The organism is Bacteroides propionicigenes, assembly GCF_018390535.1.
GTDB classification, from domain to species: domain Bacteria; phylum Bacteroidota; class Bacteroidia; order Bacteroidales; family Bacteroidaceae; genus Bacteroides; species Bacteroides propionicigenes.
Genome location: NZ_JAHBBW010000009.1, coordinates 1 through 22,119 on the forward strand (window position 1 = coordinate 1; position 22,119 = coordinate 22,119).

Sequence of the window (22,119 nt, forward strand, 5' to 3'; positions counted from 1 at the left end):
TGATTATTTTTTTGCAACACTAAGTTAAGTGAATCCTCTGACATGGCAAAATCCTGAGCAACTTTTTGTTGCTCAGGTACTTAAAAAAAATATTTTATAATAGTGTTGCGGAATTAAGGTTGTGTAGACTCCAGAGTAGATTATAGCAGTTGGCCGGAAGTCGCAGCAGTCAATACGTTTTACACTTATGATGTGAAGGCCGGTACCAAAAGCTCCGGATCTTTCTTGAAAAATGCTCCTGAAGAACTTGGCACGGCAGTTGTTTACATGATAGCGGTCAACGATAGTAACGGTGATATTTATATCGGTACTACAGGACACAGTGATGTTAACGGTGATATTTACCGTTTCAAAAATGACGGTACATATATGGAAAAATTTGATTGTGGCGGGCAAAACCCGAATTCTGCTGTATTCTTTAATTAACAGCGGCAATGAGAAGGCTTGCATTATCAGTCTCGTTTTTAGTAGTTTTACTTCTTTCTTCTTGCGGGGGAAGAAGTAAAACTGCTTTTGTTTTAGCGGCTGGTGACACTATTCCCCTGCGCTATGCCGACAACCTTACATTGATAACCTATCCCGACTACACTGTTGCCACTTTGCGCAACCCTTGGGATACCCTGAAAATACTACATACGTATATATTGGTTCCGTCATCCCAATCATTGCCGGCTCACCTGCCGGAAGGTACTGTTGTTCGTACCCCTCTTCGTAAATCGTTGGTTTATTCCTCGGTGCATTGCAGCCTTATGGATGAATTGGGAGTCGCAAGCAGTATAGGTGGCGTTTGCGACCTGAAGTACATCAAACTTCCGGCAGTAGAAGATGGATGCCGTAGGGGAACTATCGTGGACTGCGGCGATGGTATGAATCCGGATATGGAAAAGATTATCGACTTGCATCCTGATGCTATTTTGCTTTCTCCTTTTGAGAATAGTGGTGGCTATGGGCGCATTGAGAAACTGAATATTCCCATTATTGAATGTGCGGACTATATGGAGACTTCCGCCTTAGGGCGTGCCGAATGGATGCGCTTTTACGGATTACTTTGGGGAGTTGCTTCGGAGGCCGACAGCCTTTTTACTGAAGTGGATAACAGCTATGAGCAGCTTAAAAGGCGCGCGATGCTTTCGTCAGTGTCTCTGTCTGTCGTCAGCGAACTGAAAAGTGGTTCGGCATGGTATGTGCCGGGCGGACGCAGTACAACGGGACGTTTGTTTGATGATGCCTGCGGGCGATATGTTTTTGCGGAAGATAAGCATAGCGGCTCCATTCCTTTGGCTTTTGAAACGGTTTTCGATAAAGCCGGTGATGCTGATGTTTGGCTCATCAAGTATAACCGCGACCGCGACATGACCTACTCTGATATGGAAGCCGATTATATTGGATATACAGGTTTCAAAGCATTCAAAACACGGAATATTTACGGATGCAATACGGCGAAAGTTCCTTTCTATGAAGAAACGCCTTTCCGTCCGGATTATTTATTGGCGGACTTGATACAAATTCTGCATCCTGAAATAGGAGATTTAGGCGGTTTGCGCTATTTTTGCAAGTTAAATGAGTAAAGGGTGGAAATATGGTGTCGGATTAGGGATAGTAATTGCATTACTGTTTATGGCTAATCTGTTGGTAGGATCGGTTGCGATTCCTGTATCCGATGTTTTCCATATACTTATAGGAGGCGAGGGCGAGAAGGCGAGCTGGAGTTTTATTGTGTGGGAGTCCCGTCTGCCCCAAGCTTTGACGGCACTGCTCTGTGGAAGTGCGCTGGCAGTTTGCGGGCTGATGTTGCAGACTGCTTTTAAGAATCCGTTGGCAGGACCGTCTATTTTGGGTATTAACTCCGGTGCCAGTTTGGGAGTGGCGTTTGTAATGCTGTTGTTCGGCGGGAGTATATCGGCCGGCGCTTTCAGTCTGTCCGGTTTCTTTTCAGTATTGGCGGGGGCATTTGTGGGAGCCATGTTGATAATGGGACTTATCCTTTTTTTCTCTACATTGTTGAAAAGCAATATCATGTTGCTGATAACAGGTATCATGATAGGTTATATCGCTTCATCCGCCATTGCTTTGCTTAATTTCTTTGCTACGGCAGAGGGGGTACAATCTTATATGATATGGGGGTTGGGTAATTTCGGAGGGGTCTCTTTGCAGCAGATGCCTGCTTTTGCATTGGTCACCGTTGCAGGATTATTCGGTTCGTTATTACTGATAAAACCTCTGAATGCCTTGTTGTTGGGAGAGCGTTATGCCGAAAACTTGGGAGTTAATACCGGTCGTGTGCGCAACTGGCTCTTGGTTGTTACCGGTTTGCTGACTGCCATAACTACCGCTTTCTGTGGACCGGTTGCATTTATCGGTCTTGCTGTGCCTCATATAGCTCGCATGATATTGAGGACTGCCAATCATAATTCCTTGTTGCCTGTTACTATTTTGAGCGGTGGGGCGGTGGCTCTGCTGTGCAATTTGATATGTGTCCTGCCCGGTGAGGCCGGTATTATTCCCCTGAACGCGGTGACACCGATTATTGGAGCTCCGGTAATTATCTATGTTATTATAAGTCAGAGAAATCCTCAGCATTTTAACTGATAGAGGAAAGATAGGATTATCCTGATAAATATATTTCAATCGTTTGCATAGACGCCTTGCAGATTTCAAAGGATAATGCTCTTTCATATTATTTTTTATTGTACTTTTGCGCCCGGTATTAGTTTTTAATTTAAACAAAGATTGTGACTATGAAATTACCTGAAGATCCGATGATGCTGTATAGCTTCATCAACATGAAGTTGCGTGATTTTTATCCTTCACTCGATGCACTCTGTGAGGATATGAATGTAGAAAGAGAGGCAATTGTCCGGACACTGAAAACGGTGGGTTTTGAGTATAACCCTGCACGAAACAGGTTCTGGTAATCGCTGTATACTAATAAACAGAGAAGTTGGGGCTGTGTCTTGAAAGATGCAGCCCCAACTTTTTGTTAATAAACAACAAATGTGTCCTTCCTCGTTTAACTTTCTTGCTTTTTGCCTTTCTAACCTGTAAAAACCGGATGAACTGATGATTAACGAAAACAAAATTCTGCAAGTATATAAATCCAATCGTGAGCAAGGGTTTAAGTTGTTGGTGGAATATTTTCAGGAACCGATATATTATTATATACGGCGTTTGGTGGTTTTGCATGAAGATGCGGAAGATGTATTGCAGGAAGTCTTTATCCAGATATACAAGTATTGGGAGCAGTTTCGCAATGAAAGTTCATTGAGTACATGGGTTTATCGGATTGCGACGAATGAAAGCCTCCGCTTGCTGAATAACCGTAAAAGGAGGGAAACCCTTGCAACTGAAGATGTTCAGGAAACCCTGATTGCCCAGTTAAAGGCTTCGGACTATGTGGACTATGAAAATGAATTGGCTGTCAAATTTCAGGAGGCGATATTGAGATTGCCGGAAAAACAGCGGTTAATATTCAATCTTCGTTACTATGACGAACTTGATTATGAGGAAATAGCCCGCATTCTTGATAGTAAGGTTGACACGCTTAAAGTGAATTATCATTATGCAAAAGAAAAGATAAAAGAATATATACTAAATAATTAAGACTATGAAAAAAGAGTTTGATTTTGATGATATAGGAAAAAAGACGCCCTATCGTGTACCTGAAGGTTTCTTTGACGAGATGCAGCGTAAGGTGCAGGAGCGTACTTGCAGCAATAAGCCGGCAGGGCATCGCTTATGGATAACCCTTTCTACAAGTGCTGCCATAGCTGCGGTATTGGTCGGTTTCCTGTTTATACCGTCCCATTTCTGGCAAGGTGATAGGGGAATCTCGGATTTGCCAATACTGGATACGGAAAACTGTACAGCGGTAGCGCCGGCTGATAAATGGATTCGTGAAATGTCGGACGAGGAGCTGGAAGAGCTCGTCAGCTTCTCCGAAAACGATATATTTTTAAATTAATAGTATTGTCTTAAAAAGAAAGAATTATGAAAGCAAAATTTATTTATGTATTCTTGATGTGCCTCATGGTAGGCAGCCAACTTGGTATCTCTGCTCAAACCCCGACGAACAGGGATAAAAAGAAACGCCAGACACCGGAACAACTTGTGGAGCGACAGACTAACCAAATGGTAAAAATATTGATGTTGGATGATGCCGCCACTGCCAAATTCGTTCCGGTTTATCAAAACTATTTAAAAGAACTTCGCGAATGCAGAATAATGAACCGTAAGTCCTCTTTCGGAAAGCAAGGAGCCGAAGTGCCGGGCATGAAGCCTGAACCTAAACCGTTGCTGACCGATGCCGAAGTAGAGCAGCAGATAAAAGGGCGTTTTGCGCAAAGCCGAAAGATACTGGATGTGCGTGAAAAATATTATAATGAGTTCAGGAAAATACTTTCTCCCAAACAGATTATGAAAATATATCAGATGGAGAAGAACAATGCCAATAAGCTGAAAAAAGAGTTTGACCGTAGAAAGAAACAGGCTGTAGTGCAAGGAAAGCATAAACATCCGGTACGGTGAAATAAATATAATCCTGTGCCGGCTTAGAACTTCACCGGGGAGAATTTGTTGTAGGGGAATGCAGATAACAAAGAATACTCCATGCGGTTGTTTCAGAAAATAAAGAATTGGAAAACGGTTCGTGGCTGGCATATCTGGAAGTTGAAGTTAGTAGATGCGCGGCTTTATTTTGTCAGTATGATTGTAGGCTTGCTGACGGGGCTTATTGCGGTTCCTTATCATTATCTGCTTTACTATCTGTTGCATATCCGTAGTGAGTTTTTTGCATCCTGTCCTGCATGGTACTGGCATATTCCATTATTCCTGTTGTTTTGGGGAATTCTGATAATTGTATCCCGTCTGGTCATTAAAATGCCTCTTATCAGTGGTGGTGGTATTCCGCAAACACGCGGGGTAATCAATGGGAGGATAACCTACAAGCACCCGTTCATAGAACTGGTTTCTAAATTTGCGGGTGGAATCCTTTCTGTATCCGCCGGGTTGTCATTGGGGCGAGAGGGGCCTTCCGTACAGATTGGTTCCTATATTGGCAGCCTTGTTTCCCGGTGGACACACATCCTGCAAGGAGAGCGCAAGCAGTTGTTGGCGGCCGGGGCGGGAGCGGGGCTTGCGGCGGCTTTTGCGGCGCCGCTGGCCTCTTCACTTATTGTCATCGAATCCATCGAGCGTTTCGATGCTCCCAAGACGGCTATTACTACATTGTTGGCAGGTGTAGTGGCAGGGGCAATTGCCAGTTTGGTCTTTCCTGTCAATCCTTATCATCTGATTGAAGTGTCGGAGCCGACTTTGGCTTTTTTCGTCCAGATGAAGTATTTCCTTATAGTGGCTGTTATAGTCTCCATTGCGGGTAAAGTATACTCTGTACTTATAATTTCGTTTAAGCGGGTATATTCCACGGTCAAGTCTCCGGTATATATCAAGATGCTCTATTTGGTACTGGTTGCCTACATTATCTCATTGATGCAGGTGAACCTGACGGGTGGCGGCGAACAATTTCTGTTGGAGCAGGCGCAAAACGGCAGTAATGAAATAATGTGGGTACTGGCTGTTATGCTGCTGCATTTCGGTTTTTCGGTGTGTTCTGTTTCTTCCGGGCTTCCGGGTGGAAATTTTATTCCTACGTTGGTGACGGGCGGGCTGTTGGGGAGACTTGTGGGACTGGTTGCTGTGAAATATGGCATTATCGGGTACGAAAATATCACTTATGTCATGCTGATATCCATGTCCGCCTTTTTGGTGGCCATTGAGCGCACTCCGCTTACGGCTATTGTCCTGATAACGGAGATAACCGGGCATTTTGAGGTTTTCTATCCTTCGGTGGTGGTAGGCGGTTTGACTTACTATTTTACGGAACTACTCCAGATGAAGCCTTTCAATGTTACCTTATATGAAGATATGATTAATTCTCCCGACTTTCAGGAAGAGAAACGCTATACGTTGTCTGTCGAGGTTATGACCGGCTCTTACTTCGATGGAAAGTCTGTAAGTGAACTTTCCTTGCCCGAACGTTGTGTCATTATCAATGTGCATAGGGATGGAAAAAACCTGATCCCTGCGAAAACAAGTTTGATTCCGGGGGACCAGGTGCAGATTGAAATGGATTCGCAGGACATAGAGAAACTCTATGAACCGCTCGTCAGTATGGCAAATATCTATTAAGCCAGGTTGCCTATTTCATCCAGATTTTTCCGGATGTCGTTATCGGTCAATTCATAATTTTGCAAATCGCCGGCAAGGTATTTGTCGTACGATGCCATATCGATGAGGCCGTGACCGGAAAGGTTGAACAGGATAACTTTTTCTTCACCTGTTTCCTTGCATTTGTTCGCTTCGCGGATAGTAGCTGCAATGGCGTGGCAGGATTCCGGTGCGGGAATGATACCTTCTACCTGTGCAAAAAGGCAACCGGCTTCAAAAGATTCAAGTTGCTTGATATCCATGGCTTCCATATAGCCGTCTTTCAGCAGTTGCGACACAATGACACCGGCGCCGTGATAGCGCAAACCTCCGGCATGGATATTGGCGGGGGCAAAGTTATGTCCCAGTGTGAACATCGGCAGTAGCGGGGTATATCCGGCTTCATCGCCGAAGTCATATTGGAATTTGCCGCGTGTCAGTTTTGGGCAGGAAGCAGGTTCTGCGGCGACAAAGCGTGTTTTCTTACCTTCGAGGATGGTATGGCGCATAAATGGGAACGCAATACCGCCGAAGTTGGAACCGCCGCCGAAGCAGGCGATAACGGTATCAGGATATTCGCCTGCCATTTCCATTTGCTTTTCAGCTTCCAGGCCGATGACGGTTTGGTGCAGAGTAACGTGGCTCAATACGGAACCGAGCGTATATTTACAGTTGGGAGTGGTTCGTGCCAGTTCGATGGCTTCGGAAATGGCCGTACCCAATGAACCCTGATGATTGGGGTGGGCGGTCAGAATATCTTTTCCGGCGCGGGTGGACATAGACGGTGAAGGAGTTACCTGTGCACCGAATGTCTGCATAATGCTGCGACGGTAGGGCTTTTGTTCATAGCTGATTTTTACTTGATATACAGCGGCTTCCAGTCCGAAAAGACGGGCGGCATAAGCCAGTGAGGCTCCCCATTGTCCGGCTCCGGTTTCGGTAGTGACGTTCGTTACGCCTTCCTGCTTGCAGTAGTAAGCCTGCGGTATGGCTGAATTCAGCTTGTGCGAACCCATCGGGCTGACACTTTCATTTTTGAAATATATATGTGCCGGTGTGCCGAGTGCTTTCTCCAGTCCGTAGGCACGTACCAACGGAGTACTGCGGTAATATTTGTACATTTCACGTACTTGTTCGGGAATTTCAATCCAAGTATCAGTTTGGTTGAGCTCCTGCTGGCAAAGTTCTTTTGCGAAAATGGGATACAAATCTTCAGCTTTCAACGGTTGCTTGGTAGCGGGGTTAAGCGGCGGCATGGGTTTGTTCACCATATCGGCTTGTATGTTATACCAGTAACGTGGAATTTCGTCTTCCGGAAGAATAAATCTTTTTGTCTTGTTGCTCATAGTGGTTAATAAATTAAAAGTAATTCAGTGTCCAAATGTAGCTATTATTTTTAAACCAATTTCTTTTTTCCATTGTTTTTTGTTTATGAAGGTAGATTTGTCTAAGTTTGCCACGTCTCATTAATCTATATATTTATGAAGATTTACCACAAGTTTCTTTTGTATCAAAATAAATGGATTCATCCTTATATACGTGTGGCGTTGGGGGTTATGACAACCTTGACCTATTTGGCGTCTATCCTGTTGATTGTCGGCTTGGTATATGAACACGGATTTACAATTTCTCCGGTGGAAGCCCTGCAGCTGCAACGCCTGTATCATGCGGTATGGATTGTTTTTCTGGTTGATATGTTTTTGCATATCCTGTTGGAATATAAAGATACGAGGCAGACTTTTAGCAAGTTGACGTGGATATTGACCTTTCTGTTGTTTTCGACGTTGATTCCGGTTATTTTTCATCGTCCGGAGGTGGAAGGGGCTATACAGACTGTTTGGGATATCCTGAACAGCAAGATGTATCATCTTGCGTTGCTGTTGGTGCTGTCTTTCCTGAATTTATCTTATGGCCTGGTGCGTCTGTTGGGACGGCGTACCAACCCTTCGCTTATTCTGGCTGTCAGCTTCCTTATTATTATACTTATAGGAACGGGATTGCTGATGCTTCCCCGTTCTACGGTGGCGGGTATCTCGTGGGTCGATTCTCTGTTTATTTCTACCAGTGCGGTGTGTGTTACGGGGTTGACCTCGGTAGATGTGGCATCCACTTTTACGACGACGGGGTTTGTTATCATTATCTTGCTGATTCAGATTGGCGGTTTGGGAGTAATGACGCTGACGAGCTTTTTTGCCATGTTCTTCATGGGAAATACTTCCCTGTACAACCAGCTGGTGGTGCGTGATATGGTGAGTTCCAACTCCTTGAATTCGCTGTTGTCCACATTGGTCTATATCCTTGCTTTTACGTTGGCGATAGAGGGAGTGGGGATGCTTGCTATTTGGAGTGACATTCACGGTACGATGGGTATGGATATACACGAAGAACTGGCTTTTTCTGCTTTTCACTCCATATCGGCATTTTGTAATGCCGGTTTCTCTACTTTGCCGGGCAATTTGGGCAATCCGTTGTTGATGGCAGGAGGGCATAATCCGTTTTACATATATATTTCCCTATTGATAATTCTCGGCGGTATCGGTTTTCCGATATTGGTGAATTTCAAGGATATTATTCTGTATCACGTACGCCGTTTCTGGAGATTTCTGCATACCTGGCGATGGGAGGGGCGCAGGTTCTACCACCTTTATAACCTGAATACGCGTATCGTGCTGATTGTCACCTTTCTGTTGTTGGTGGTGGGTACGGTCAGTATCGCTCTTTTTGAGTGGAATGCTTCTTTTGCGGGTATGTCGGTTGCCGATAAGTGGACACAGGCATTTTTTAATGCGTCTTGTCCCCGTACGGCGGGATTTTCCAGTGTGGATTTAGCCGGGCTGGGTGTACAGACTTTGTTGGTTTATCTCATACTTATGTGGATTGGCGGTGGCTCACAGTCCACTGCGGGCGGTATCAAAGTGAATGCTTTTGCGGTTGTGGTCTTGAATCTTGTAGCTGTATTGCGCGGAACGGAGCGGGTAGAGGTCTTCGGGCGGGAGCTGTCCTACGACTCCATTCGTCGTTCCAATGCTACGGTGGTGATGTCCTTTGGAGTATTGTTTATATTTATATTCATTATCAGTATTTTGGAGCCTAATCTGTCTTTGCTGGCTATTACTTTTGAATGTGTTTCCGCCATCAGTACGGTAGGTTCCAGTTTGAATGCCACCCCTTTGTTGGGCGACGACAGTAAATTGCTGGTTGCACTTTTGATGTTTGTAGGTCGTGTGGGGCTGATAACATTAATGCTCGGCATTATCAAGCAGAAGAAACATACGAAGTATCGGTATCCGAGCGGACAAATCATAATAAATTAAGTTGAGGGGGTTGAATCCAAACAAAAAAACGTTTTCTATTTGTTTCTTTTCAGGCACGGATTACACGGATTTCGCGGAAAAAAGGATAAAGTAAATCTGTGAAATCCATGTAATCCGTGCCCGAAAGAAATCATCAGGTGTATTTTGACACCTCTTTATTTTTCACTTTCAACTCTAATACTTTTCCAGCCCCTTTTGCAAGAATTCCACATAAGCCGGAATATCCTCATTGTAGGCATACGACTTGTTCAGCGGCATTCCTTCATTGTCCAGCAGCACATAGAAAGGCTGGGCATTGGCTCCGAATTTCATGCGTTGCAGGTAGCTCCATTTGTCGCCTACGCTGCGTAGCGTGCGTTCCGTCCCGTTTTCCATAATCTTGATGGGTTGGGGTAGCGGGGTTTTGTCGTCTACATAGAGGGAAATCAGCACATATTTATCGTTGATAATGCTTTTTACTTTGGAATCCGTCCATACGGCAGCTTCCATTTTGCGGCAGTTCACGCAACCGTACCCGGTGAAGTCCACCAAAACCGGAAGTTTATGTTCGCGGGCATATGCCATACCTGCGTCATAATCCTTGAATTTGGGATGCACTTCGTTGGAGTAGAGGTTGAAGTCTTGTGTGGATGTCGGTGGAGCAAACGCGCTGACAGCTTTCAGCGGTGCACCCCACAGGCCGGGAACCATATATACGGCGAATGCCAGCGAAATGAGTGCGAGGAAGAAACGTGTCACACCTACTTTGTCGTTGTCATCATCGTGTTGGAACTTGATTTTGCCTAACAGGTAGAAGCCTAACAGGGCAAAAATGACAATCCACAATGCAAGGAATGTTTCGCGGTCCAGTATGCGCCAGCCGTAGGCAAGGTCTGCCACCGACAGGAATTTCAGGGCGAATGCCAGTTCCAAGAAACCGAGCGTCACTTTGATTACGTTCATCCAGCCGCCCGATTTAGGCATTGATTTCAGCCACGACGGGAACAGGGCAAACAGTGTGAACGGCAGTGCCAATGCTATGGCGAACCCCAACATACCGACAGTGGGAGCAACAACGCTTCCCGTAGTAGTGACCTGCACCAGCAAGAAGCCGATGATAGGCCCTGTACACGAGAAAGACACCAGCGACAGGGTGAAAGCCATCAGGAAGATGCTTAACAGGCCGCTGGTAGATTCCGCTTTGCTGTCTACCGAATTACTCCATTTGGAGGGCAGTGTCAGTTCGAATGCACCGAAGAAAGAAGCGGCGAACACCACCAGCATCAGGAAGAACAAGATGTTGAATATGGCGTTCGTGGAGAGGGCGTTCAGGGCGCTTGCTCCGAATATCAGAGTGATGAACAATCCCAGCGCCACATATATCACTACGATGGAAGCGCCGTAAGTCCAGGCGTCACGGATGCCTTTCTTCTTGTCCTTGTTCCTCTTCAGGAAGAAACTCACTGTCATGGGGATGATGGGCCATACGCAGGGAGTGAACAAGGCTATCAGTCCTCCCAAGAATCCGGTGACAAAGATGTAGAGCCATGATTTGTCTGTGGTGTCGTGCGTATCGTCCTGCTGTTGCAGCTGGTCTATGACGGGAGTCCAGAGGTCGTTTTCCAATGCGGTGGCGGAGGAGGGAAGGGGTACGTCGGCTTTCGCATTTTCCTCGCTTGCTGTGTCTTTGGCAGCTCCTGCCACTTTGCCTGTGTACTTGAAAGGTACTTTGGTGGGCGGCAGGCAACTTTCCGCATTACAAGCGCCAAATTCCAGAAAGCCGTCCAGCTCATAAGCGCCTCCGGTGAATTTCACCTTTTGGACAAACCGGACATTCTTCTCAAAATAGCGTACTTTCATTTCAAACATCTGGTCGTAGGTACTTATTTCTTTGCCCACGGCTTGCAGTTTGCCCACGGTTTCCGCATGGGTGCATACATCCAGATTGAAGGTGGCAGGTACGGGGCCGTCTTCACCCAATTCGGTGGAGTACACGTGCCAGCCTTCCTCAATTGTTCCTGTAAATACGATTTCGGCCTCTGTATCGGAGAGCGATTTAAGTTCGGTCTTGAACTTTACCGGTTCTTTGATTTGCGCTTGGGCAGAACCGACAGCAAACCATACAAGGCATAATATTAGTAGATTTCTCATATCTTTTTGTTTCATAAAAAAGGATGCCCCCGTTTCATGCTTCATCAGCATTGGCGGGAAGCATCCTGTCAGAGTGTTAGAGAAAAAAAAGAAAATTATTTTTCAGTTTCCGCCTGATTGTAAATCAATGAGCCGAAAGTACCCAACGGGCGTTTCAGCGGAGCGGATTTCAATGGAACGATGTTGATGTCAGGACGATACCCAGTGCGTTCTATGGTGCTGGCAGCTCTTGTTGCGGGAGCTTTCAGATTGATTGCTGTGGCTGTCAGCTGTTCCTCCGGTGCAGGATTTTGACCGGTGATTTTGCAGAATGAGTACCACAACGGGAGGTTGAAGTCCATATTTGTCCAGTCACCGAAAGCATATGGGAAGAGGTTGTCGATGTCGTCTTTGTAAGAAGTATTCTGATTATTCATTACTACGTCCGGCATCATACCGTCAGCATAGTCACACCAGTTCTTGGCATTGTACGTACGGAACGTGATGGGTGCAAACTCATAAGTTCCGCCTCCGGCAGTCAATGTCTGTACTTCCATACCCACATTCTTGCCTTCGCTCTTGCTACCTACTGTATAAACATCGAAATCAATGCCTTTTAGAGAGCTTATCAACAGTTCGCTGGAAGAAGCTGTTTCTTCCGACATGATAACTATTACTCTGTTCAGACCCAAGTCAACGGGGCTTACTCCCAGTTCATAGTCTGTACCGAACTTGATATCTTCGCGTTGTTTGGTAGTGCTGCGTTCGAGGCTGGTGAATACTTTACCATTGTTGGCTGTTCCGGCAATGGCGCTGGACAAGTAGCAGCTTACGGGTACCGAACCACCGTAGTTATAACGTAAATCCAGAATAAGATCTGTAATTTTGGCTTCTTTCAGCTGGTTAAGGGTGAATTCCAGTTCTTTGGTGAAGTTCAAGTCGAATGCCTGATATACCATATAACCGATTTTATAACCTTCCGGTTTATCTTTTTCACTGATTATATATGAAGTCAGTATCGGACTGTTGATATAGCTGGCAGCTGTTACTTCTGTTTCATACGGTATCAGGTCATATTTCTTTAGTGCTTCATTAGGTTCGTGGCGGAGATAGTCAATTTTATATGTTCCGCCGGTGGCGTAGAACAACTCCTGCATATAACTGTTGTAGTTGTTTTTATTCAAAGTCACTCCATTTACACCACTGATAACATCACCGCGGCGTAAGCCGGCTTTTGCGGCAGGGGAGTCCTCATACACGTAGCCGATAGCAAGACCGATTTTAGTATAAGCATTGTCAATATAAGAGGAGAAGAATGTTCCAAGTCCCAATCCGCTTACTGTGGTGGCGCGTGTACTTGCGCCGCGAGTGGCGCTACCGGCTTTCTCTATATAAGAGTAAATGTAGCGTTCGCCTGCATAAGAAGAATATTCACGGTAGATACCGCCATCTTCTGCATTGGTTTTCATACCCGGCAGATATTGGTTTAGGAACTCACCGTACGGACATTTGTCGGTAGCTACGGTCAGTGTGTTGTATTCATCTTTAAAGAGATAATGCTCTTTCAGATAGTTGTGCATCTTCTCGTTCAGTTCCATGTCTGTAGTAGATACATCTGCACCGCTTGCTGTTGCACTTTGCGTAATCTTATAAGTAGCGATGTTGGTATAGCCTTCTACTTTGATGTTGACTGATACGGTACGTTCTTTTCCGGTGGTGTTTTTTTCCACAGTTACTCTGACTGAACCTTTTCCGGCAGCGGTATTACCTGTTGTTCCGGATATTTTAGCCCAGTCTACGGTTTCGGCAAGTGCAGCTGTCCAAGCGGCAGCGGCTGTAAAAGACAGTGTGTTGGTTTCACCGTATACAGACACGGTTTGTTCCAGTTCGGTGGCGCTTTCGGTAATACCGGTGTTATCAAGACCGCCTCCTCCTCCTGCGCCTTCTTCGTCTTCCGAACAGGCTGTTGAGGCAAACACACACATAATGCACAATGCTGTGCGTAGGAAAATGTTTTGAATTGTTCTCATTAAAAATTGTTGTTTAAAATATTAGTAAGTAAAAAAGAAGATTATCCGCCTGCCGATGTTTCCGCCGGAGGCGGGTAATCTTCAAAAGTTGTTGTAATACAAATTATAAGTTAGCCGGAGTTGTATCGGTTTGGTAGTCGATTTTGGTTTCCCTTACTCTATAGTACTTATTGTCTTTATCTATCCACATAATGTAGAAGTATTTTTTTGCATCTTTTACGATAGTGGTTGTTTTATTAGAAGTAATAGCCGTATATTTGGTTCCCCTTTGCAGTACTTTTCTGGCTTGCTCATCATACATTCCGGATAACTGTGTATTATTGTTATAGACATAATACTCTTTGCAGTTTTCAGGCATAGAAATACTGTAAGTAATTCTTTTGTATGTACTGGCCGGACCTACTACTTCATCGCCCCAGCTTGTTACGGTAACCGTAGGATAGGTTGCCGCATTACATACCTCTTCATCCAAGAATACCGGAAATTTAGTTATCGATTCCTCTTTAGTCGCTTTAAACATTTTAGATACATTGCCTTCTGCATCTACAGCCATAACAAAGAAGTTATATTGTGTTTCTATCGGCAAATTCTCAATTTTCAATGTACCTTCACTCAAATCTGCTATTGCGATTTCTGTTACTCTACCACTCTTTGTAACTAAAGCATTTTCCACTTTTTTCTCATCATTGCCATATGCATAACCTTCCAAATCACCATCCGTCAAGTTTAAATAACGATATGCTGTAGGGGTTCCATTGCTTGCCGTAATCTTGTATGACAGGGAAGTGGGAGCGGCAGTTGTTGCTATGCTTAAACTGATATTGTTATATGCTACTTCTTTGACATTAGCTTCTTTTTTAACCAAACTACCTGCTTTTCCGTCTTTTCCAATTGCAATGGCGCAAATAGAGCCTTTATCACCCGGATTCATGTAAGTCTTACTGCAGGTGGCAACCGTTTTTGAAGATGCTCCACTTTGAAGTAGATAGTCTCTAATGGCTTCATCTGTAGTATATTTGGTATCTAATAAATCTTTGCTGAAGTAATTATAATAGAACTTATAGCAATCTGTTCCGGGTGTAATGTCTGCTTTTACGCTACTGAAGTCAGCGATAATATCTCCGATGCTAATGGTTGCTGTGCCATCGAAAGTAATAGCCGGAATTTCAATTTCTATTTGTTTCAGTCTTTTTTCTTCATAAGTCGTACTTACAGGGATGGCCCATGCAGTGTATTTAGTTCCTGCAACAATCTTGGACACAGCCCAAGTATCCAGTTTGTCCAATCCTCCATTGTAATCGGATGTTTTAGTGACGTAGTCATTTATTCCATCTTGATTCAGGGAAGCGATTAGCTGGGAAGCATTGAAAGCACTGCTTTTCAATACACCGCAAACATATTCATTACAGCCTTTCATCGTGATGGTTAAGTTTGCACTCTCAAACGTGATGTCCGAAGATGCCAATTCTACTATGCCGGGCGACTGTATGCTTGTTGCGATAACATTATCCGCAACAATTTCAGAAGTACTTCCGACAGGCATCGCCCAAATCATATAAGTTGTGCCATCTTCCATCGTACTGCCTTCGATGCTGAGTAATCTTTCCAACGTCTCATCTTGTAAGGCGCTTCTTTTCTGATATTTGGCTTTTACCGTTTCATCGCTTAGTAATTTCACGACATTATCGGCAGAGTATTCACTGCTCTTCATCACTCCTAAGTAACAACCATAGGTTCCTGTAGCATAAGTTGTGCTGACAGTTCTGTTTTCATTGTTAGCACTGATTGTCATAGGTGCAGTACCTATTTCTACCGGAATCTCGGAAATGACGCTCTTTCCGTTTGTGGCTACTGCAAGAATTGCGACTTTTCCTTTTTCCTCGGCTTCTACTATATACGCTTTAGTTGTAGGTGCAGCTTCGTCCGTGGCAGGAGCTGTAATATTCAGTTTATTGTCTGCAATAGATACTTTCCAACCGTCAGGTTTGGTGATGATGTATTGGGATATACCGTTCATCTCTAATGCTACTGACTGTGTCTTGCCGGCTTCAAAATATAATTTACCGCAAAGAATCATACATTTCAAATCCTGTACTTTAGCGACTTCCAAAGTAACTCCGCTGCGTAGTGTAATGATAACGTAGTCACCTTTATCCTCTATACTGCTGAATAAAGAGCAGGCATTGGACTTGTCACTTGCAATGACTCCCGTACCTGTCCAGTTTTCGTTGTCGGTAGAGATTTCCCATTCGTAGGTTTCGGAGTTGATACGGATATAGGGGGCGGAACCCGTGACAGGCATTTTCTCTCCCTTGCTGTTTTTTAAATATTCAGCTTTACCGTTTGTTTCTATTCCCCAGTAATAGATGCCGTTCTCTTCTTTGATAACTGTGATGTTGGGTACATCCGCACTTTCATTGATACCTTGAATAGTGACAGTGGTGTCATCAGAGAAAGTAATGGTATAATTGCCGCTTTCTTCGTCCTTTACTACAGATTTTATCTGTTTGTTTCCGTCCAGCAGTGTATTCAGTGTGGCAATGTCACTTTGTACGCTTTTCAGTGAAGATTCGAGGTTGGCAACCCTGTCTTCCAATGAGGAAATAGAGTTTTTAAGATCATCATCATTGTAACATGATGCAAACATGGTGACGCAAGCTATCAATAAATACAGAAAGCTTCTGCCGTTGCGTCGGCAGGAAAAAATACTGTTCTTTTCCATAACTTCATGTTTTTTTAGTAACTGCTCAGGCATCCGGTTTCCCGGATTGTTTTTGCCTGAGCAGTCTTTGGTTGATTTTTGAATGAATAGAAACCGGTATTATTTGGCATGCGGATGAGTGCCCAATTGCTTCATGTCTATCACAATTGTTTTCACATCCATATTGCTTACAGTTGAGACCCGTCTCATATCCCGGGTTTCCGGGGTGAGCAGATAAGCGGGAGTTCTTCTGTCCATCTTTTGTACTCTTTTGGACATTTCGGAAATTGTGCTGTATTTTGCCGTAGGAGCTACATAGTCTTTGAATATCTTGGCAGGGTCACTGATAACACCGCCCAAGCTCTGGTCATACCATAGCGTGTACAAATCTCCAACTTTGTCCTGACCTTGTTCGTCTTTACCGATAGGAACACATAATGCAACGAAACGGCCTACTTTATCAACGGTTTCTGAAGAATTAAGGCTGGTAGAGTTTATTGTTTCCAGACCGGCTTCTCCCATAACGTCACTTCTATATCCTTCCATACAGTCTTTATAGCTATATCGGCTGTTTGTAGAATATGTATCTTTCGTTATCATATAGCGGAACTTGGCAACATCCTTGTCTATCTTGAATTCCACTTCGAATCTGTTGTATTGGTCTGTTTTACCGCTTAATATCATGGTCGGATTAGGACCGCCTTGGATAGCCGCTGTGGTGGCTTGCAGCAGCTTAACCTGTGACAGATTACCGTACCAGTCTACTGTCATATAAGCGTAGACATATGTTGTGCCGGGGGACATACCAGTCTGTGTATATGTGTATGTGCCATCTTTGCTTCTATCCCATTCCGTGTTCAATCTATCGTCGAGAAGGAATTTTATTATTTCTTTTTCATCGTTGATTTCATAAGTTTTGCCGTCTGTGCCAAGTTTCAGCATTCGGTCAAAATCATATATAATATTTCCCTTGTCATCCTTGACTGTGTAAATAAATTGATGGAATAAGACTGCCATATCCGGATCAAAAGTGTATTTCAGCGCAATCTTTGTACGGTCTGTTGATGTACATTCTACTGTTGTTTCGTCTCCTCCCAAAGCAGCTTCCGGGTTATATTGTTGCGTTATAGTTTTGAAGGTAGCGGTTTTCAAACCGGAGCTTTGACCGTATCTGTTGCTTGCAATATAAGCAAGCACATATTCCGTGTTAGGGTTGACATCGAACGGAATGTCTATTTTTTCTCCTTCTTTACTTTCATCCTCATTAGTAGAGTAGTTCGGGTTCTTAAGTCCCCAACCGCTGTCGGACAGCTGTGCGATAAGCGCCTTTGTGTTTTCTTCACTATTTTCATAGTTACCGTCTTCCCAATCAGATTTGCTGAATATGCGGTAGAATGCCGCTCTACAATATTTGTCCATTACAGACTTAAGCTCTACGGTGTTAGAGCCTACTCTGCCAATTGTGATTGTACAACTTGCTTGCTTGGCTTCATCAGGAATTGCATTCAGGTTGAAGTCTTTACGCATAAATTTGCCGGCCGTTTTGTTTTCGTCCAGAGCGATGGCGGTTACGCAAATCGGGGTGTTGGGATCTGCCGTTTCGCCGAAATTGGGATAATAGGTCAAATCCTCTTCGGTTGTTTGCGCATCCAGTGCATTCTTGGAAGTGTGACGGAGGAAATCAATGTACATCTTTTCTCCGTATGCTTCGATGTAGGTGTCTATATATTTAGAGGCTACACAATATTGATAGAAGTATTTACAGTCGGCATTCGGCTTGTAGGTGATGCGTGCCATAGTAAATCCGGGTGTCACATCAATGTCCATACGCGGGTCGCCTACTATCTCTTTTTTAGGAGTGGTGAGGTGGCAGATATGCACATCGGCAGGTGATTGTCCGTTGTCGTCGTTACATCCTACTGTGATGATTATATATTCCGCATCCGGCACGATTTCCGATTGTGCATACTTGGAAGTAGCCCAGCTGTCGAAAGTCTTTACGCTCGGTTTGAAAGTATAACCGCCCGCACCCTGTGAATTATAGATAGCGGCAAGAACCAGTTCTTCTATCTTGTCCGCATCAGCGCCTTTACCGCCTTCTTCCAGCAGGTAGTTATACATACGCGATACCGGATATACGTCCATACGGTAGGACTGTACATTGGCGCCCGGTGTCAGTTCAAAGGAGAAGTCATTTTCGCTGAGGTTGGTTACTTTGATACCTACGCCGCGTTCTCCTGCTTTGGCTTCCATTTCATCCCATTGAATAGGGGTGGGGTTGTCAGGAACATCGGGAGTAGGTTCCGGTTCCGGCTGCGGAGTCTCTGTGTTGTCATCCGAGCATCCCGAGAAGATTGGACTCACAGCTACCAGCATTCCCAGTAGCAATAAAAAACTAAAGTACTTTTTCATAAGCCTAAAAGATTAATTAATGGATTAATTGTTTTTGTTGTATTCGTAATCTGTTTTACCGTTCTTTGCAGCACAGACAGACAGGTTATTCACCCGGTTTTCCGCATCGAGCGCTAATGCATAGAATGACAGGTTCTCTATGTTCCATGCCTTGTCGATGTTTACTTGGTAAGTCTTGGTAGCTTCTTTGCCGGAAGCTATCTCTCCCAAGTCGTCACCTTCTACCAAGCCGGATGCGGCTATCAGCTTGCGCACTACATGGTTGTGTACATAATCGTCGCGTGTGATGCTGCCGTCGGCCTGCGGATAGACAATTCCGTCCTCCAATACATACACAGCCAAGCGATACTTGGAAGTCTTTTCCGAGGTTACTTTCACTGTAACTTCGGCTGTCTTGCTCGCTTCGTTATAGACCGATGCAATGGCTACGCCGCAGTGTGCGGGATAGTTTTCCAGTGAGTTCTCACAAGCCTTTTTTGCTTTGGCAGGCCCGCTGCTGATGTCCATGCCCTCACGCATATCCACAGCACAGGCGGGAGCGCCGTCTTGCTTGAATTTCTTCATAAGGGTGGAGGATTGCGGAATCGCCATCGGGTCTTTGTCAAGATGGAAAGCCATCAGGTCATATATGCCGTCGAAGTTGCGCACAAGCATATCTTGCAGGCGGAGCGCTCCGCTCGGACAGAACGTGCACCAAGTTCCGGTGAATTCCATGACGCAAATTCTTCTTACGAATTGCGATTTCACTACCGTGATTTCATTGGCGGTGATGGAAACGGGTTTGGAACTTTGTCCGTCGTAGGTTGCCGTGAAAGTATATGTACCGGCTACATTGGTGGAGAAAGTGGCTTGAGCCAGTTCTTTTGTCTCCTCGCCGTAGGTATAGCTGATGGTTGCTTTGGCGGTGATGTCCACGCCACCCTGCTTCACAGTGAAAGTTACGGCGCTTTCTCCGTCGGCATCTATGGATGCCTTGTCGTAAGCCAGCTCTACGGCAAGCGCTGTTTCAGAGTCGTCCGTAGCGCCGGAGCAGGAGCTCAGCCCGCAGCCTGCCGTTACAAGTAAGGCAAGCAGGGCTGCTGTTTGATAAAGGTTCATTAGCATAGAAAATTCGTTTATTTGTTATACAGATAGTCAGCTGATGCGCCCAATTTACATTCATTCACGTTGTTGCAAGTATAACTCTTGCCACCGTCCAAAGAGTTCAGCGCACATACGATGACGCGCATATTGTCAGCTTTCCAATTAGCATTCAGTGTCGCGTCGAAAGTCATGCTTGTTTCTTCACCCGCCTTGACAGGCTTTTCAGGCAGGAAGTCGCCATAGAGCGAGCCGGAAGCGGAAAGCACTGCACGCACCACATTGTTATGCTGGTAAGTTCCGCCGTCCACACCGAGTTGCATATAGTTGATACCGTCTTCTACCAGATAAACGATGCAGCGGTAACCGGCTGCCGTGTTGGAAGTTACTTTAGCGGTTACGCTCACTTTGGAAGTGCCCGCATTGTATGTACTGGCTATCGCTACACCGCAAGTAGCAGGGTAGTTGGCAAGTTCTTCCTCCAGCTTCTGAGTGATTTGGCTCTGTATGCTAATCATGTCGCCTCCCGGGCGCATATTAAAGAAGCAACGGGGAAGTCCGCCGAAGTTGCCCAGTACATTGACTCTATACTTATTGGTTTCCGGAATAGCCATCGGGTCGCTTATATCGTAGTTCATATGGAAAGATGCCACGGCAAGGCGTCCCGGCTTTTCAGTCTGGATATTCTTCAGGGCGGCACTCAGCGTGGGGCAGTTTGTGCAACCTACGGATGTAAACTGCATGGTAAGCACCTTGTGGTAATAGTCCTTGCCGCCGCTGATGGCGGTAGCGGTAACCGTTACTTCATCGCTGTACAGCTCTTTGCCGTAGTAGTAGCGTGCCTTGATTTTGTAGGTGCCTGCTACGGTGGTGCTGAATGCGTGTGCGCCAAGCGCCATATTTACTTCCTCGCCCGATTCTTTCGTTACCACCAGATTCATGGACTGGTCTTCGCTGATATCCTTTGAACCGTAGTGTACGGAGAAGGTCACCGTTTCCGCACCGTCAGCCACAATACTTTTTTTGTCAGCCTTGATACGTACTGCGCCGTCGTCCGGGTATTCCACTTCTATTTCACCGTCATTGCCGGAACAGGCGGCAAAAAACGCCAGCAGGCAGGGCAGGAAAAAGCGGAATCCGTTTAAATAAAATCTCTTCATAAACTTGCGGGTTAATCGTTATACTTATAGTCTACACTGCCGTTGATGGGACATTCGGTGATATTGTCCACACGGTCTTTGCCGTCTACACGGGTCAGCGCATAAATTACTACACGTGCTTTGGAAGCATCAAGGTCTTTTGCCTCAATTGTGTATTCGGCTGCATTGTGTTCTTTATCGGCTGCTACCGTGAATTTTGCATCGCTCATTTTCATATAGTTCGGAGAAATGCCCATTACCGTATAGTCGTAAACGTCTTCGGCTGCGTCTTGCGCGGTCAAGCCGTCTTGTACTAAAGCGTATACCAAATCGTAAGTGCCGCCTTTGTTTGATTTCAGTGAAGCGTTTACCGTAATTTTTCCTGTTGCGGCATTGTAGGCTGAGTTGATTTTAATACCGCAGGTAGCCGGATATTTCATCATATGCTCGTTGAACAGTTCTTTGATAACAGTCTTTCCGCTGTTGCTTGACATATCTATAAGGTCATAGATGCAGGTCGGGAAACCGCTTGCGCCGAAAGCGGACATTATCTTGCCGGTTTCATTCAGGTGGAAAGGATCGGCTGCGGCGCTGGAAGAAGCATGGAAGCCCATACGAACCATGCGGCCCGGCATCTCTTCTTCTACGGCGTGCAGGCCGGCAGTCATGCGCGGGCAGTTTACGCACCACGTTCCGGTCATCTTGAATACTGCAATCTTACGATAGAACACTTCGTAATTCTTGCGGTTTTGCACCTTGATTTCCAAAGGCTCGGAAACCCAGTCTTTGTAATATGCCTTGAAAGAGTGGGTACCGTTTACCACTGCTTTGAAAGTCTTGGTCTTTCTTTCCAGATATGTATCGGTAGTGACATCTTGGAAATATATTTCTTTCTTATATTCTTCATTGGCGGTCAAGTCAATGCCGTTGGCGTCTTTCACGATAAAGGTCACCATGTCTTCTCCGTTTGCTTCAATGACGCTCTTATCCGCTGTCAGCGTGATGGGGCCGGTTACTTCGGTAGGGATGTCCACCTCGTCGGACGAACCGCTGCATGAGGCGAGTGAGCCGGCAAATGCCAGACTGCATACATAAAACATTAAATTTTTCTTCATACTCTTACTGTTTTGGAA

The 22,119-nt window shown here is 45.2% G+C and carries 17 protein-coding genes; 9 read left to right on the forward strand and 8 right to left on the reverse strand.

Annotated features, from left to right (window positions below):
- Positions 1 to 225 precede the first annotated feature (225 nt).
- The 8 genes from KG118_RS11495 to KG118_RS11530 all read left to right on the forward strand — a co-directional run bounded on the left by KG118_RS11495 (position 226) and on the right by KG118_RS11530 (position 6,183).
- Positions 226 to 426, forward strand: a complete 201-nt coding sequence (locus KG118_RS11495; RefSeq protein ID WP_213388462.1) for a hypothetical protein — start codon at positions 226 to 228, stop codon at positions 424 to 426.
- An 8-nt stretch (positions 427 to 434) separates the two neighbouring features.
- On the forward strand, positions 435 to 1,568 hold the full coding sequence (locus KG118_RS11500; protein WP_117713313.1) for an ABC transporter substrate-binding protein: 1,134 nt from the start codon (positions 435 to 437) through the stop codon (positions 1,566 to 1,568).
- Positions 1,561 to 2,589, forward strand: coding sequence for an iron ABC transporter permease (locus tag KG118_RS11505; protein WP_117713312.1), 1,029 nt, complete (start codon positions 1,561 to 1,563; stop codon positions 2,587 to 2,589). The genes KG118_RS11500 and KG118_RS11505 overlap by 8 nt, the downstream gene beginning before the upstream one ends.
- Before the next feature lie 149 nt (positions 2,590 to 2,738).
- A complete protein-coding gene (locus KG118_RS11510) occupies positions 2,739 to 2,915 on the forward strand; it encodes a DUF4250 domain-containing protein (protein ID WP_117713322.1) in 177 nt (58 codons plus the stop codon).
- A 145-nt stretch (positions 2,916 to 3,060) separates the two neighbouring features.
- Complete coding sequence (locus KG118_RS11515; RefSeq protein ID WP_117713311.1) at positions 3,061 to 3,600, forward strand: RNA polymerase sigma factor; 540 nt, start codon at positions 3,061 to 3,063, stop codon at positions 3,598 to 3,600.
- Between the two features lie 4 nt (positions 3,601 to 3,604).
- Positions 3,605 to 3,961 (forward strand): hypothetical protein, encoded by a 357-nt coding sequence (locus KG118_RS11520; protein WP_117713310.1) that lies wholly within the window; start codon positions 3,605 to 3,607, stop codon positions 3,959 to 3,961.
- Positions 3,962 to 3,987: 26 nt separating this feature from the next.
- Positions 3,988 to 4,524 (forward strand): hypothetical protein, encoded by a 537-nt coding sequence (locus KG118_RS11525; protein WP_117713309.1) that lies wholly within the window; start codon positions 3,988 to 3,990, stop codon positions 4,522 to 4,524.
- 81 nt (positions 4,525 to 4,605) lie between these two features.
- Positions 4,606 to 6,183 (forward strand): chloride channel protein, encoded by a 1,578-nt coding sequence (locus tag KG118_RS11530; RefSeq protein WP_117713308.1) that lies wholly within the window; start codon positions 4,606 to 4,608, stop codon positions 6,181 to 6,183.
- Here the strand turns inward: KG118_RS11530 and KG118_RS11535 are convergent.
- Positions 6,180 to 7,547: a TrpB-like pyridoxal phosphate-dependent enzyme gene (locus tag KG118_RS11535; protein WP_117713307.1), complete on the reverse strand. Its 1,368-nt coding sequence runs from the start codon at positions 7,545 to 7,547 to the stop codon at positions 6,180 to 6,182. The two genes, KG118_RS11530 and KG118_RS11535, sit on opposite strands and share 4 nt — an antisense overlap.
- Before the next feature lie 135 nt (positions 7,548 to 7,682).
- Between KG118_RS11535 and KG118_RS11540 the strand changes: the two genes are divergently transcribed.
- Positions 7,683 to 9,515: a TrkH family potassium uptake protein gene (locus KG118_RS11540; protein WP_117713306.1), complete on the forward strand. Its 1,833-nt coding sequence runs from the start codon at positions 7,683 to 7,685 to the stop codon at positions 9,513 to 9,515.
- A 174-nt stretch (positions 9,516 to 9,689) separates the two neighbouring features.
- Here the strand turns inward: KG118_RS11540 and KG118_RS11545 are convergent, their stop codons facing one another.
- The 7 genes from KG118_RS11545 to KG118_RS11575 all read right to left on the reverse strand — a co-directional run bounded on the left by KG118_RS11545 (position 9,690) and on the right by KG118_RS11575 (position 22,101).
- Positions 9,690 to 11,645 (reverse strand): protein-disulfide reductase DsbD family protein, encoded by a 1,956-nt coding sequence (locus tag KG118_RS11545; RefSeq protein WP_117713321.1) that lies wholly within the window; start codon positions 11,643 to 11,645, stop codon positions 9,690 to 9,692.
- 95 nt (positions 11,646 to 11,740) lie between these two features.
- Entirely contained in the window at positions 11,741 to 13,654 is a 1,914-nt protein-coding gene (locus tag KG118_RS11550) for a S41 family peptidase (RefSeq protein ID WP_117712855.1), read from the reverse strand.
- A gap of 103 nt (positions 13,655 to 13,757) precedes the next feature.
- Positions 13,758 to 16,376 (reverse strand): PL29 family lyase N-terminal domain-containing protein, encoded by a 2,619-nt coding sequence (locus tag KG118_RS11555; RefSeq protein WP_213388463.1) that lies wholly within the window; start codon positions 16,374 to 16,376, stop codon positions 13,758 to 13,760.
- Between the two features lie 99 nt (positions 16,377 to 16,475).
- Positions 16,476 to 18,767, reverse strand: coding sequence for a hypothetical protein (locus KG118_RS11560; protein ID WP_213388464.1), 2,292 nt, complete (start codon positions 18,765 to 18,767; stop codon positions 16,476 to 16,478).
- Between the two features lie 24 nt (positions 18,768 to 18,791).
- Complete coding sequence (locus KG118_RS11565) at positions 18,792 to 19,871, reverse strand: Omp28-related outer membrane protein (RefSeq protein WP_233555772.1); 1,080 nt, start codon at positions 19,869 to 19,871, stop codon at positions 18,792 to 18,794.
- A gap of 11 nt (positions 19,872 to 19,882) precedes the next feature.
- On the reverse strand, positions 19,883 to 21,007 hold the full coding sequence (locus KG118_RS11570) for an Omp28-related outer membrane protein (protein ID WP_117712851.1): 1,125 nt from the start codon (positions 21,005 to 21,007) through the stop codon (positions 19,883 to 19,885).
- An 11-nt stretch (positions 21,008 to 21,018) separates the two neighbouring features.
- Complete coding sequence (locus KG118_RS11575; protein WP_213388465.1) at positions 21,019 to 22,101, reverse strand: Omp28-related outer membrane protein; 1,083 nt, start codon at positions 22,099 to 22,101, stop codon at positions 21,019 to 21,021.
- Between the last annotated feature and the right edge of the window lie 18 nt (positions 22,102 to 22,119).

Coding starts and splice junctions, on each gene's coding strand:
- KG118_RS11500 (WP_117713313.1), top strand. CDS start 435: ATGAGAAGGCTTGCATTATCAGTCTCGTTTTTAGTAGTTTTACTTCTT.
- KG118_RS11505 (WP_117713312.1), top strand. CDS start 1,561: ATGAGTAAAGGGTGGAAATATGGTGTCGGATTAGGGATAGTAATTGCA.
- KG118_RS11510 (WP_117713322.1), top strand. CDS start 2,739: ATGAAATTACCTGAAGATCCGATGATGCTGTATAGCTTCATCAACATG.
- KG118_RS11515 (WP_117713311.1), top strand. CDS start 3,061: ATGATTAACGAAAACAAAATTCTGCAAGTATATAAATCCAATCGTGAG.
- KG118_RS11520 (WP_117713310.1), top strand. CDS start 3,605: ATGAAAAAAGAGTTTGATTTTGATGATATAGGAAAAAAGACGCCCTAT.
- KG118_RS11525 (WP_117713309.1), top strand. CDS start 3,988: ATGAAAGCAAAATTTATTTATGTATTCTTGATGTGCCTCATGGTAGGC.
- KG118_RS11530 (WP_117713308.1), top strand. CDS start 4,606: ATGCGGTTGTTTCAGAAAATAAAGAATTGGAAAACGGTTCGTGGCTGG.
- KG118_RS11535 (WP_117713307.1), bottom strand. CDS start 7,547: ATGAGCAACAAGACAAAAAGATTTATTCTTCCGGAAGACGAAATTCCA.
- KG118_RS11540 (WP_117713306.1), top strand. CDS start 7,683: ATGAAGATTTACCACAAGTTTCTTTTGTATCAAAATAAATGGATTCAT.
- KG118_RS11545 (WP_117713321.1), bottom strand. CDS start 11,645: ATGAGAAATCTACTAATATTATGCCTTGTATGGTTTGCTGTCGGTTCT.
- KG118_RS11550 (WP_117712855.1), bottom strand. CDS start 13,654: ATGAGAACAATTCAAAACATTTTCCTACGCACAGCATTGTGCATTATG.
- KG118_RS11555 (WP_213388463.1), bottom strand. CDS start 16,376: ATGGAAAAGAACAGTATTTTTTCCTGCCGACGCAACGGCAGAAGCTTT.
- KG118_RS11560 (WP_213388464.1), bottom strand. CDS start 18,767: ATGAAAAAGTACTTTAGTTTTTTATTGCTACTGGGAATGCTGGTAGCT.
- KG118_RS11565 (WP_233555772.1), bottom strand. CDS start 19,871: ATGCTAATGAACCTTTATCAAACAGCAGCCCTGCTTGCCTTACTTGTA.
- KG118_RS11570 (WP_117712851.1), bottom strand. CDS start 21,007: ATGAAGAGATTTTATTTAAACGGATTCCGCTTTTTCCTGCCCTGCCTG.
- KG118_RS11575 (WP_213388465.1), bottom strand. CDS start 22,101: ATGAAGAAAAATTTAATGTTTTATGTATGCAGTCTGGCATTTGCCGGC.